This window comes from Myxococcus stipitatus DSM 14675 (assembly GCF_000331735.1).
In the GTDB taxonomy this organism is placed as follows: domain Bacteria; phylum Myxococcota; class Myxococcia; order Myxococcales; family Myxococcaceae; genus Myxococcus; species Myxococcus stipitatus.
Map to the genome: position 1 here is coordinate 7,292,776 of NC_020126.1, position 12,579 is coordinate 7,305,354.

A 12,579-nucleotide genomic window follows, 5' to 3' on the forward strand; every position below is an offset into this window, starting at 1 on the left:
GGCCTTCCAATCCCCGCTTCTCCGCGCTCGGGTGGATCGAAGACCCGCGCTTCTTGAAGATCGCCTCCACCCTCCGGCGGAGCAACATCACTGTCACTCAGGGCGGGGTTCGATTTCTGGGCTGCTTCGGCTCCTCATTCGCCGTCCAATACCACTCAGCCGTCCGATGTTTTGCGATGTACCAAAGGCGGAAGAGTAGGAATGAGAGCCACGTGAGGGCTCCAGCGCACAAGCACAGAAAAGTAGTGAACGAGAGTCCATCCGCGAATGCCTGATGCCTCGGAGTGGGTCCCACCATTCCCGTCCAGACAACAGCAGCGGCCAACCCAACTCCAACTTGCACATAGGGTCGGGCCGCGGGCCTGAAGGCTCCGGCAATGAGGGTGAACACACCTACAGTTCCTAGTGCACCAAGGTACTTACTAAGAATGATAACCCAGTCCACCAGATCCTCCCGAGAAGACGTCTTCGCACTCCCCATTGGGCAGGTCAATCCAGCCATCCGCCGGGCCCCTTCTGCCTCGCCACCCGTCGCGCGGGAAGCGGTCCCCACCTACCATCCCAACGGAGCCATAAGCGGCCCTCCCCTGGCAAGAAAACGAAATCCTGCGTCAAGGTCCACCTCCCCCCGACGTCGCGCGTTGAAGTTGTAGAGCTCCCCGCCAGGCTGAATCTCTCGCCTGATGAACCACATGAAGGCTGCCTTGGTGTTGCGTCGGTTTCGTTGAGCACCTCCACCACGCGGTGGACGAGGCCTGTCTTGTAGCGCTCCACCTGAACGGAGTGCGCCACCGAGCGCTCGAGGAGTTCCTCGTTGACGGTGCGGGTGGGGCCGCTCACCAGGAGCCCCCTGGGAGGCTGTCGAAGGCGGCAATCACCGGAGCCCCTCTCAACCAAGGATCGTGAATCTCGTCCGGCCTCAGGCTGAACGCCGGAGGTCGGCGCGGCGCAAGGATGGACTGGCGGAACGATGGGCGGAGCGAGCGGCGAGGTAGGCATGCATCCGAGCCATGAGCCGGTCCATGGTGCGGCAGCGATGATTGCGGGTGACGTTGGCGTGCAGGTCGAGCCACACCCGCTCGATGCGATTGCCCTGAGGGCAGTACGGCGGCAGGAAGTGCAGGACGAATCGCCTGCCGAGCTGCGCGAGCACCCTGCGTGTCTTTCTGCTGGAGTGGACGGCGGCGTTGTCGAGGACGCGGTGGATGCGGCGAGCCCGTCGATAGTCACTCGCCAGGCGCCAGAGAAGTTGAATGAAGAGGGCGCTGGCTTTGCTCCTTCCCTCCACTGCGTATTCCGGTCATGGTGAGCACTCGTTCCGGCTCAAGCCGAGCAGCGATTCCGGCTGATGGCGAGCGGTCGAGCGTCAGCGACGCTGGGTGACTCATCCCTTGGCCTGCTTCCGACCCTTCGTCAAATTTGTCTCCGCGTACCGGATGGACCCTCCGCCCAGCTTGATGCGATGGGCGTTGTGGACCAGGCAGTCGAGGATGGCATCAGCGAGCGTCGCGTCTCCGATGACGGCGTGCCAGTCCTTTGGCTCGAGCTGAGATGTCACCACCGTGCTCGAAAGTCGGTAGCGGCCCTCCAATCCCGCGCGTCTCCGCGCTCGGGTGGATCGAAGACCCGCGCTTCTTGAAGGTCGCCTCCACTGAGTGATGCCACCAAGGAGCATTCCTCCCCCGCCCCCTCCGAACCAACTACACACGGTTCGGGACTTGACCATCCCCTCAGGCATCACCACCTGGCTCCATTCACTCCTTCCGAAATAGGCTCGCAACAACTTAGAGGCCGCCACCTCGGCCGAGTGCTTCGAGTACCCAACTCGCACGGCGGCCTGCGTTCCTTTGCTGTCGAGCAGGTACTCCCGGACGAAGGCCCGCAGCTTCGCCGTCAGGGCGTGCGCGGGTTCATCCGGGTCAGTCCGGGTGTCCTCGGTGTCGGGCTTCCTGGGGCGATCTCGTGCCACGGCGCCCAGCTTCGGGACTCACGAGGACGGCGTCCGGCGCACCAGTGGAGCCGAGCCAAGCGTTCCACTTGCCCACACTGGAAGCCCTCACACCAAAGCCCAACGAATACTTCGGGACGATGTAACCCAAAATCAGGCGACCCCGTACAGCGCTCAACTCAGGTGGCACCCCGCCCCTTACTACTCGATGCTCAGACGGGAGCATCCAGGAGGTGGGGCGCAGAGGAGGTCAGTCCAAATGGGAAACACAGTTGACACGAAGAAGACGGTCTACGTTCCGCCACCTGCGCCCAAGAAGACTCCAGACGCGACTGCCCCCAAGAAGGCGCTGGCAAAGCCGCCGGTGGACAGCTTCGAGACGGCGCCACCATCCAAGTCAACTCCCGAACAGGCCGCATGGAAGGCATACGACAAGCACATCAAGAATGGCCCTCCGAAGGCCTCGGACTACCGCAACGGGCCATTGTTCCAGGAGGCGCGGAAAGAGTACAACGACACCACGCAACGCCTCGGCGACGCCGCGAGCAAGGCATCCGTTGAGAGACTGCGGAAAGAGGTAGCCGCAACTCCGGGTAGAGGCAATACATTCCAACACCTGGACAACCGTGGCGTCCAAGTGAAGGTGCTCGACGACAAGTCCTACTCCGATCTTCCCAATGCCGCAAAGGAAGGGCATCTCACTCCTGGAGGCCCCATCTACATTCCGCGGTCTCAGGCAACGAAAGAGAACCTGCTCCGGTATGCGGATAGCTCTGCGAGCACCCAGCCACTCTCCTTGCCCCAGAACGCCAAGGACGGCCCGAAGATTGCCGCAGCGATTGCCCAGCGGCTCGACGCGAATCCTCGCCAGCCCGTGGAGTTCACGGACAGCAGTGGCATCAAGATCGTGGCACTGAAGAACCCCCAACCCTCCGTTGTCAGCGTCGCTGAGGACAAAGAGCTAACGAGCACGGCCCAAGACATCGGAAAGCAGCCTGGGCACGACACAATCATCAACACAAACTTCTACGAGGGCCACTACCTGGACCCCAGATATATTGGCAAAGTGAGACCAGTTAATGGACAAGTCGTGGAGGATGGAAAGGTGAAGGCAGGTAGTTCCCAACCAGAGAAGTTCTATGCTGCATGGACACCGAGAGGAATCGAGTTCGGCGAGGGAAACCCGCCTTCTGACTCAAAGGTGGGCTTCGGAGGGGCCGTTCCTCTCATCATCAACAAAGAACGCTATGATTCCGACAACAAGAACGGGCTCAAAGAAGACTTGGACTTCAAGTCGCAAGAAGAAAGAGAAGCGTCGACCGGCAAGACGATTGTTGCGCATGACCGAGACACAGGAGTAACCTACGTCGTGGTTCAGGAAGACGGGCAACCCGGAAAGAAGCTCTCAGCTGTTCGAGATGCCCTCGCGAAGCTCGGCATCGACGATGCGGTGGCCTTCGATGGCTCCAACTCGTCAACCCTCGTTCGTGACACCAAAGTTGAAGCCAAGCCCGATGACATCATCAAGGACGACCAGATCCCGTACGGACTGAATCTGCGTGTGTCCTGACCTGCTCGCGTGGGGGATCTCAGTGCCCCACCCGCAGGCGAGTTACCGCACCATCAACACGCCCCCGGGTCACTCGAGGCATCACTCCATCTGATTGACCAGATCTGCGAGTTCGGACTCCATGAACTCGGGAGTCGTGTTCGGCGAATCCATTGAGCGCAACCAAGCCTCCATGAGCATCGGCGAGGTGAGGCGGTAGATGGCCCGAACCTCCACGTCGGTCAGCGCGCGTCCGAGCTTCTTCGTCGCCGCGATGACGAGCTCCTGTCGGCTCACGCGGACGAGGTCGTCCCAGGTCCCGGTCACCGACGGCTCTCCTTCTGGCCCGTCAGCACGCGCACCCCGGACTCTGGTGGCACGAGGTATCCCGGGGGATGCACGCATCGCCGCACGGCTTGCTCCTGGGCCCACACTGCCTGCAGCAAGAACCGCCACCTCCACCGCCGGGCGTCGCCACACAGGAGATGGAGTCCGGGTCACAGGTGCTGCCCGTGGCACAGTCCTCGAGGAGCGCCCACGCCGGGCCCTCGGACGAGCCGGCGCACACGAGCACCTCCCCGATGCCACACGTCAGGGCTCCGACGCCGCGCTCCTCGCACGAGTCCCCGACCTCCGTCGCCGACTCGCACCCCTGAAGCGTCAGCGCGGTCAGCAGCACCACCAACCACCTGGTCATCGTTCCCCCTCGACGTGAATGAGCTGGGCCCATGGTTCCAGCGTCGAAAGGGACTCGCAAGCTCAGCAGCGGATTCTCAATCAGAGCCAGTCGCACAAGCAGCCCGGCGAGATGGATTGCCCTGTCACACAGCACGGACAGCCTGCTCAATGGCACACCCTCCTCACATCTCCTCTCCGCTGAGGCACCCAAGGACTGGTGATTCAATCGCGGGTCACTCGCGACAGACAACGCCCCCCTCCCCTACTCTCGAGGCGCAGCCGGAAGGTGACGCAGTATCCCCTCACGCAGCGCGCTCGCGCTGACGGCGGGCATCAGGTGGTCCACCGTCGTCATCCGGAGAACCCCCGCGTACTGCACGTCATGGACACGGGCCTTCGCGCGGTCCTCCTGACGGTAGAAGATCTGCATCAACATCTCATCGCCATCCACGAACCCCGCACCAGGGAAGAGCGGCTCAATCTCGGACAGGAGCCGCGCTGAGGAGTCCGGCGGCTCCGCCAGGCTCTCCACGACCGCAATCACCGCAAACAAATCGAACGCCCCCGTCTCGGGCACATGACTCGCCTCGAACGTGAACGCATCACCATAGTGACGCTTCGCACACTCGACGACGAACTGCTTCGCCCCTTCGATGGCCGCCCCCTCCTCGACGTTGTCCAGGAGCTGCAACCCGCGGCACACGCCCCCCACCGTCCAGTCAGGAATCAGCTCGTTGCGACGCCGCTTGCGCCACGGGAACGCCGGAATCTCGATGGGCGAATCCAGGTCGCCATCCCAACGCGTCTCGAGACCGTGACTCGCCAGCGTGTCGCGGACCTTCCCCGCGAGCGCCTTCTCCAGCTCCGGCTTCACCTTGCACTTGGGCACAAGCGCCGTGGACGTGAACGAGAGCCGCAACGCCTCCCCGTTCACCAACGTCCGCGTCAGCGCCTCGCGCGAATAGAAGACCGCGCCACGAACCACCTCCGGGTGACGCACCGCTCCCGCGGCAACCTCTCCCCAGCCATCCTCCACGTCCTGCAGGGCCACGATGCCCTCGCGCTGGAGCGCCCCGAACGCCAGGTCCAGCGCATCATTCCGCGTCGCCTCGCCACCCCACCCGTGCTCCCGAGCATCCTGCTCGTCCAGCCACCGCCGAGCCTGCTCCATCCACGACTCGAGCGCGTCCCCCACATCCGGATGCGCCGCGAACCGTGCACGCAATCGCCCAAGCACCTCCCCCTCGGAACGGCAGCCGCCCTGGACCTCGACCTCCACCCACTGTCGCAGCGACTCCGGCATCTCCTGATTCATGGCCCGTGACCATATCCAGGCCCCGCCGGACTTCACAACACAGTTACTACAACACTCGGAAACACAATGGACACGCCCCTCAGGGAACCCCCATCAAGCGCAGCCCCGCGGCCGTGGCGGCGGCCACCATGACCACCACGATGAACGGCGCCTGCCTCCAGGCGAGCACCGCCCCCACCAGCACCCCCACCGCCCGAGCCCCTCCCGCGAACGCCCCCTGCGCCACCAGCGTCGACGTGGCGACGAGCGCCGCCAACATCGCGATGGTCGCCAGCGACAGCAAGTCCTGCACCCTCGCGGAGAGCCGCAGCCGCTCGCTCAAGAGCGGCCCCGCCACCCGAAAGCCATACGTCCCCAGCGCCAGCACCAGAATCGGCAGCAGCGTCATCGCAGAGCCACTCCCACCGCGAGAATCGACAACAACACCGGCAGCCCCGCGGGCAACACCGGCGTCGCCACCAGCGCGATGACCGCCCCCACCATCGCCACCTTGCGCGCCTTCGTCGCCTTGGCGCCGACCTCGGCCGCCTCCTCCTTCTTCGGAGGCAGCAACGACGGCAACAGCAGCGCGAGCATGCACGCCGGAAACGCCGCATCCAGCCCCAGCGACTCCGGGTTCCCCACCGTCTTCCCAATCCACCCACCCGCCACCACGCCCACGTTCCACCCCACGAACAGCAGTCCGCCACACAGCCAATAGGCCGCGCGCCGACGCTCCGGGTCTCGCTGCGCCAGCGCGAACGCCACGGACTCATCCACCATCAGGTGCGCGCCCAACAGCTTCATGGGCCACTTGCGCCCCAACACATCCGCCACCACCAGTCCGAAGGGCAGATGCCGCGCGTTGAGCAACAACCCCGCCAGCACCGCCGCCACCGGACTGCCTCCCGCGGCCACCATCCCCACCGCCACGAACTGCGAACCTCCAGCGAACACCACCACCGACATGAGCCCGGCCATCCACACGGGCATGCCCGCCGCCACCGCGAGCGCGCCAAACGACACACCCACCACACCCGCGGCAAGCGCCACCGCCCCCACATCCCGGAGAAGGGCGCGATCCACTTTTCCCATACACACCAATCTGGACAGAAGCCGACCGTTCGTCAATAAGAACGACCATGCCGGTAAAACGAACGCCCAAACCGCTCCGCCCGTTGGACGCCATCGCCAGTGCACTGCGCCGGGAGCGGGAGCGCGCGGACGTCTCGCTGTCGGAGCTCGCCCGGCGCGCCAACGTCTCCAAGTCCACCCTCTCCCAACTGGAGTCCGGCACCGGAAATCCCAGCATCGAGACCCTGTGGGCCCTCGCCGTGGCCCTGGGCATTCCGTTCAGCCGGCTGGTGGACCCACCCATCCGACAGGTGAAGGTCATCCGCGCGGGTGAGGGCGCCGCCATCCGCTCCGAGCAGGCCCACTTCACGGGCATCATGTTGTCGGCCTGTCCTCCCGGTGCGCGCAGGGACCTCTATGTCATCAACCTGGAGCCCGGCTCCTCGCGCCAGGCCCAGGCCCACATCCCGGGCAGCGTCGAGCACCTCTACGTCAGCAAGGGGCGCCTGCGCACAGGCCCCACGGACACCACCGTGGAGCTCGGCCCCGGGGATTACGCGACCTTTCCCGGCGATGTTCCCCACTTCTACGAGGCGCTCGCCCCGCACACCGTCGCGGTCATGCTCATGGAGCACGTGTAGGAACCCACACACCGTCGAATCTCCGGGGCTGAACCGGCGCGCGGGACATGGGAGACTCCCAGGCGCATGAGTACGGCGCCCATCCTCGGAATCGACTTCGGGACCACCAACACGTCGGCGGCCTTCTTCGACAAGGCAGGCAAGCTGAGGGTGGTGCCCGTCACGGACAAGAGCTTCACGCTGCCCTCGGTGGTGTGGTTCCACGCGGCGGACAAGGCCATCGTCGGCCATGCGGCGCGTCGGCAGATCATCGACGACCCGCGCCATACCGTCTTCGGCGCCAAGCGCTTCCTCGGCCGCCGCTACCAGTCCGAGTACGTCACCCAGCACAAGGACAAGTACGCCTTCGAGCTCGTCGAGGCCCCCGACGGCTACACCGCCGTGAAGATGTACGGGAAGGTGACATCGCTGACGGACGTCACCCAGCTGGTCATCAAGCAGATTCTCACCCTGGCGAACCACGCCGCCGGAGAGCCCTTCCGCGAGTGCGTGCTGACGGTGCCCGCGCACGCCAGCATCCGCCAGCGCGAGGCGGTGCGACAGGCGGCCGAGCAGTGTGGCCTCCAGGTCCGCGCCATCATCAACGAGCCCACCGCCGCCGCGCTGTACTACGCCAACCTGCGCAACCCCGAGCAGACGGTGATGGTGTTCGACCTGGGCGGCGGCACGTTCGACGCCACGCTCCTCGCCGTGCACAACCGGGTGGTGAAGGTGCTGGCCACCGGCGGCGATGCGTTCCTCGGCGGCGCCAACTTCGACGAGCGCATCGTCGAGTTCCTCGTGTCCGACTTCCAGCGCCAGCACGGCATCGACCTGCGCGCGAACCAGGTCGTGATGCAGCGGCTGGTCTTCGCGGCCGAGTCCGCGAAGATGACGCTGAGCACGCGCGACTCCACCGTGATGCGCGTGCCCTGCATCGCCCAGAAGGACGGCGGCTTCGTCGACTTCGACTACACGCTCACGCGCAAGCAGTTGGAGGAGATGGTGTTCCAGCTCATCGAGCGCGCCGCCTCCGCGTGCGACGACGTGCTGGAGCGCGCGAAGCTCAAGGCGGACAACATCGACGAGCTGGTGCTGGTCGGTGGACAGACGCGCATGCCCGTCATCCGCCAGCGCTTCTCGCACTTCAAGCGGCTGTCCTCGGACAAGGAGGTCAACCCGGAGCTGGGCGTGGCGGTGGGCGCGGCCATCCTCGGCCGCAACCTGGCGCGTGGCATCAGCGGGCTGACGGACGTGGTGCCCATGCCCATCGGCATCATGGTGCCCGGTGGCGCCCAGCACGAGGTCATCCCCGCCAACACCCCCGTGCCCGCGACGCGGTCCGTGACGCTCGAGCTGCCGCTCATCCCGGGCCCCATCTCCGTGGCCCTGTTCGAGTCCCTGGACACCACCACCGTGGAGCGCGAGCTCTTGGGCACCGTGCGCATCGAGCTCGACTGGCGGACGACCCACAAGGGCCCCACCACGCTGGAGCTGCGCATGGGCCAGGACTTCATCCTCAACGCGGCGCTCGTCTCCCCTCAGGGCACGCGCCACCCGCTCACCATCACGGACCTGCGCGCGCCCAAGCGGACCTCGTAGTGCCCGCGCCTGGCGGGCCGCGGCTCACTGGAGGTCTTGCGGGAGGATGCCCGTGATGGAGGTTCCCTCGCCTGGGTCCATCACGATGACCTCCGCGGCCACGTGGACTCCCGCGGCGATGTAGAAGCCCACGCGCACCTGGGCCGCGTCGGTGAGGCGGCCCCGCACCCGCGAATCGGTCCAGAGGTAGCGGGTGCGGTCGTCGATGCGAAGGGTGAGGTCCTCGCCCGCGCCCACGTCATGCACCGTGAGGTGGTCCGGTCCCGCTTCGACAATGGGACCGCTCACCGCCTCGTCTACCTTGTCCAGGTCAATGCTCGCGCTTCCCGTCAGCATGGCGCTCCCATTCCGGAGGCTCGCTGCTCGGCCTCGCCCGACTCACCAGCCGAGCCCGAGCCCCTTCACCCGCCCGACACGGTGAAGCCTGGCCCCCATCCAGCCCACAAGCTGTCCCCGACTCCCGGCCGGGGCCAGCCACGCCAAGCCCCCTGCCCCTCCACTCACCGGGGGAGCAATCGGCGCCCCACGCGAGGATGCGGTGATTCCTCGGAGGACATCCTCGCGCAGGCAAGGACAGCGTCCGGTGGACACAGGCTGTCGCACAGGTCCCGGGAGACAGGTCCCAGTCCTGGTGTGAGCCCACGCACCTCCGAGCGCTACGCGGCCACTCGCGCCACGCACTCAGCCACGTCATTCGTGGGCGAGTTGACCACGCGCGATACCTCGTACGTCTCCAGCCCGCCATCGGCCGCGGGCACGAGCAGCGGCAGCAACACGGACGCGTCCTGCGGCTCGGGGCGCAGCCACACCTCCTGCGCCTGAGGCGGGAGGATGACGGGCATCCGGTCGTGGATGGGCGCCATCAGCGTGTTGGGGCCCGTGGTGATGATGGTGCAGGTGCGCAGCACCTCGCCCGTGTCCGGCGCCGTCCACTCCTCCCACAGGCCCGCGAGCGCCAGAGGCTTTGCGTCTTCGCGCTGGAAGAGAAAGGGCGTCTTCGGCTTCGTCGACTGCTTCCACTCGTACCAGCCATCCACCAACACCAGGCACCGGCGCCGCTTCAGCGCGCTGCGGAAGCTGGGCTTCTCCGCCACCGTCTCGCCTCGCGCGTTGATGAGCTTGCTGCCGATGCTGGCCTCCTTCGCCCACGAGGGGATGAGTCCCCAACGGAAGGCATCCAACATCCTCGCGCCGTCGTTGGGCACCACGGGCATGAGCTGCGTGGGGGCCAGGTTGAAGCGTGGACGGTCCACCGCCGCGCGAATGCCGGCGAGGCCCAGTTCCACGACGAGCTGATCAGGAGACGTTCGGACGGTGACTCGGCCACACATGGGCGCGGAGTATCGCCCTGTCTGGGACTGGACCCAAGCCATCCGTGCAGGGAGGCCCCCGGAGCAAGCAAACACCGCGGGCTTCCCTCCTGGTCTACATAGACGGGCCATGAACCGGTCCACGCTCGTGTCCGTCTGTGCCGCCACCCTGCTCCTCGCCTGCACGGAGCGCTCGTCCAGTCCCTCCGCCCCCGCGGACGCGAGCCCGCCACCGCCCGCCACCGAGGCACCGGCCCCCACTGCCCCCAGCGCGACCGCCCCCGCCGCGGACTCGGGCCCTGCGCCGAGCGAGGTGAAGTGCTCCGCGAAGGCCCTGCCCCCCAGGCCCACGAGCGCCACTGTCCCTCCCCTGCCCACGCCCGTGGAGACCATGCGGGAGAACATCATCGCGGCGGCTCGGGCGTGTGATTACGCGCGGCTCGCGAAGCTGGTGGATGAGAACGGGCAAGGCGTGCGCTTCACCTTCGGCGAAGGCAATGACGCGGTCGCGTACTGGAAGGAAGAGGAGGCCCGGGACGTGCCCGTCCTCGCACGCATCGCGCAGGTGCTCGAGCTCCCGTATGCGAAGGAGGGAGACCTCTACTACTGGCCCTCCGTCCACATCACCGGCCTCAAGAGCGCGAAGGACTGGAAGCCGCTCGTCGGCATCTATCCGGAGGCCCAGCTCAAGGCGATGCAGAAGGACAACGGCTCGTATCTGGGGCTGCGCGTGGGCATCGACAAGGCGGGAGACTGGCAGCTCGCCGTCGCGGGGGACTGAGGCCCTGCCCCACCGTTCGCTGCTCGGGGTGGACCACTCGCCGCGTCTCCCTCGCCGTTCCCTGCACGCGTCCGTTCCACTCAGCCGCCAGTGACATCCTGGCGCGCATGAGAAGACCTCGACTGCTGCTCCTGTTCGCCGCCCTGCTCTTCGCCACGTCAGCGGCCTCCGCCGAGGACCTCGCGCGTCCCCGCCTCCAGGCGGCACTCGAGGCCATGGGCGGAGAGGCGAAGCTGCGGGCCCTCTCCAGCCTCCGCATCGGTGGTATCGGCCACTGGAACCTCATGGAGCAGTCCGAGCGGCCCTCGCCCCCCTGGCTCGTCATGTACGAGCAGGTCGACGAGGTACGAGACCTTCGTCAGCGCCGCCTGCGCCAGAAGACCGAGGGCCGCGGCGCCGGTGGCCGCGACGCGTGGGAAGGCGCGACGATGGTGTTGTCCGACGGCGTGGTGGGCTTGGAGATGGGCGGGCAGTGGCGTCCCGCGGGCGGCGCGCAGCTGCAGGACATGGAAGAGCGCCTCGACTTCGCGCCCGAGCGAGTCCTCCTCACCGCGCTGGCCGCCACCGACCTGCGCTCCGCTCCCGACACCGTGTTGCAGGACGTCCCGCACCACGTGCTGACGTTCCGCCATGGGCAGGCATCGGCGAAGCTGTTCCTGAATGCACGGACCCGGCTGCCCACGCAGGTGGAGCTCATCGCCGCGCATCCGGGCGACATGTTCTGGAGTGTCTGGGGGGACGTCCGCACCCGACTCATCTTCCAGGCCTGGGCGCTGGAGCCCGGCGGCCTGCGCTATCCGCGCCACTGGGAGTGGGAGCGCAACGGCGGCTCCTACCATGCCTTCACCATCACCCGGCTGGAGCTGGACGCCAGGCTCGTCGACGCGGACTTCACCCTTCCCGACACCGTGAAGCAGGCGTTCGCCGCGCGGAGCAAGAACACCGTCGAGGACCGCCCTCTGGGTCGCCCCGACCGTCCCGCCGTCGAGCTGGTGCCCGGAGTGGTCCACATCCCCGGTGCATGGGACATCGCCCTGGTGAAGCAGGACGACGGACTGGTCATCATCGAGGCCCCCATCTCCTCGGGCTACTCGGCGCGGGTGATGGAGGAGGTCCAGCGCCGCTTCCCTGGCGTGAAGGTGAAGGCCACGGTGTCCACCAGCGATGCGTGGCCCCACGTGGGCGGTGTGCGGGAGTACGTCGCGCGCGGAGTTCCGCTCCACGTGCTGGACGTCAATGTGCCGCTCGTGGACCGCGTCGTGAAGACGCCGCGCACGCTTGCTCCGGATGCACTCGCGAAGGCACCTCGCGGCGCGGTGCTCCGCCCCGTGGGCAAGCGCACCCCGCTGGGCTCCGGGAAGAATCGGATGGAGCTGGTGCCCGTGCGAACGGAGACCGGCGAGCGCATGCTCTTCGTCTGGTTCCCCGAGCACCGCCTCCTCTACACCAGTGACCTGGTGCAGCCGATGCCGGATGGCTCGTTCTTCAACGTGCAGCAGGTCTCCGAGACGGTGGAGGTCGCTGCCCGGGAGAAGCTCGACGTGGCGCGCGTCTTCGGCATGCACCTGGCGGCCACCGATTGGCCCGCGCTTCCTCGAGCGGTGGAGAAGGTGCGCGCGCCCGTCGCGGACACGACGCCCTGACCTCGCGCCAGGCCCCCGGGAATGAATGAAGGTCGACCCGCCGCGGCACTGCGCCGCCGCGGGATGCCGCGCGCGGTCGG

The 12,579-nt window shown here is 66.7% G+C and carries 13 protein-coding genes; 5 read left to right on the plus strand and 8 right to left on the minus strand.

All coding sequences use genetic code 11. From position 1 onward, the window contains the following. Positions 1-919: 919 nt before the first annotated feature. Positions 920-1,288 carry a transposase gene (locus tag MYSTI_RS28030; protein WP_052351072.1) on the minus strand — a complete coding sequence of 123 codons (369 nt, stop codon included), beginning with the start codon at positions 1,286-1,288 and terminating at the stop codon, positions 920-922. 96 nt (positions 1,289-1,384) lie between these two features. Beyond that, positions 1,385-1,969 (minus strand): ATP-binding protein, encoded by a 585-nt coding sequence (locus MYSTI_RS45775; RefSeq protein ID WP_015351185.1) that lies wholly within the window; start codon positions 1,967-1,969, stop codon positions 1,385-1,387. Positions 1,970-2,207: 238 nt separating this feature from the next. Here MYSTI_RS45775 and MYSTI_RS42285 point away from each other — a divergent pair, with 238 nt between their 5' ends. Then, positions 2,208-3,518, plus strand: a complete 1,311-nt coding sequence (locus tag MYSTI_RS42285) for a phosphodiester glycosidase family protein (protein WP_015351186.1) — start codon at positions 2,208-2,210, stop codon at positions 3,516-3,518. A gap of 81 nt (positions 3,519-3,599) precedes the next feature. On the opposite strand, the gene MYSTI_RS28050 is transcribed toward MYSTI_RS42285, so the two are convergent. The 4 genes from MYSTI_RS28050 to MYSTI_RS28070 form a co-directional block, all read right to left on the minus strand. Further along, on the minus strand, positions 3,600-3,824 hold the full coding sequence (locus MYSTI_RS28050; protein WP_015351187.1) for a hypothetical protein: 225 nt from the start codon (positions 3,822-3,824) through the stop codon (positions 3,600-3,602). Between the two features lie 613 nt (positions 3,825-4,437). Beyond that, entirely contained in the window at positions 4,438-5,490 is a 1,053-nt protein-coding gene (locus MYSTI_RS28060; protein WP_015351189.1) for a DUF6891 domain-containing protein, read from the minus strand. 79 nt (positions 5,491-5,569) lie between these two features. Then, positions 5,570-5,878 (minus strand): branched-chain amino acid transport AzlD family protein, encoded by a 309-nt coding sequence (locus tag MYSTI_RS28065; protein ID WP_015351190.1) that lies wholly within the window; start codon positions 5,876-5,878, stop codon positions 5,570-5,572. After that, positions 5,875-6,564, minus strand: coding sequence for an AzlC family ABC transporter permease (locus tag MYSTI_RS28070; RefSeq protein ID WP_015351191.1), 690 nt, complete (start codon positions 6,562-6,564; stop codon positions 5,875-5,877). Before MYSTI_RS28070 ends, MYSTI_RS28065 begins: the two co-directional genes overlap by 4 nt. A 47-nt stretch (positions 6,565-6,611) precedes the next feature. On the opposite strand from MYSTI_RS28070, the gene MYSTI_RS28075 reads away from it, so the two are divergent. Together MYSTI_RS28075 and MYSTI_RS28080 are read left to right on the plus strand one after the other, a co-directional pair. Further along, complete coding sequence (locus MYSTI_RS28075) at positions 6,612-7,184, plus strand: type II toxin-antitoxin system RelB family anti-toxin (RefSeq protein WP_015351192.1); 573 nt, start codon at positions 6,612-6,614, stop codon at positions 7,182-7,184. Between the two features lie 66 nt (positions 7,185-7,250). Continuing rightward, positions 7,251-8,765, plus strand: coding sequence for an Hsp70 family protein (locus MYSTI_RS28080; RefSeq protein ID WP_015351193.1), 1,515 nt, complete (start codon positions 7,251-7,253; stop codon positions 8,763-8,765). 24 nt (positions 8,766-8,789) lie between these two features. On the opposite strand, the gene MYSTI_RS28085 is transcribed toward MYSTI_RS28080, so the two are convergent. Beyond that, complete coding sequence (locus MYSTI_RS28085; RefSeq protein WP_015351194.1) at positions 8,790-9,101, minus strand: hypothetical protein; 312 nt, start codon at positions 9,099-9,101, stop codon at positions 8,790-8,792. 320 nt (positions 9,102-9,421) lie between these two features. Then, on the minus strand, positions 9,422-10,096 hold the full coding sequence (locus MYSTI_RS28090) for an SOS response-associated peptidase (protein WP_015351195.1): 675 nt from the start codon (positions 10,094-10,096) through the stop codon (positions 9,422-9,424). 109 nt (positions 10,097-10,205) lie between these two features. On the opposite strand from MYSTI_RS28090, the gene MYSTI_RS44895 reads away from it, so the two are divergent. Then, positions 10,206-10,856 (plus strand): hypothetical protein, encoded by a 651-nt coding sequence (locus tag MYSTI_RS44895; protein WP_233277981.1) that lies wholly within the window; start codon positions 10,206-10,208, stop codon positions 10,854-10,856. Positions 10,857-10,963: 107 nt separating this feature from the next. Next, positions 10,964-12,499: an MBL fold metallo-hydrolase gene (locus tag MYSTI_RS28100; RefSeq protein WP_015351197.1), complete on the plus strand. Its 1,536-nt coding sequence runs from the start codon at positions 10,964-10,966 to the stop codon at positions 12,497-12,499. The last annotated feature ends 80 nt before the right edge of the window (positions 12,500-12,579 follow it).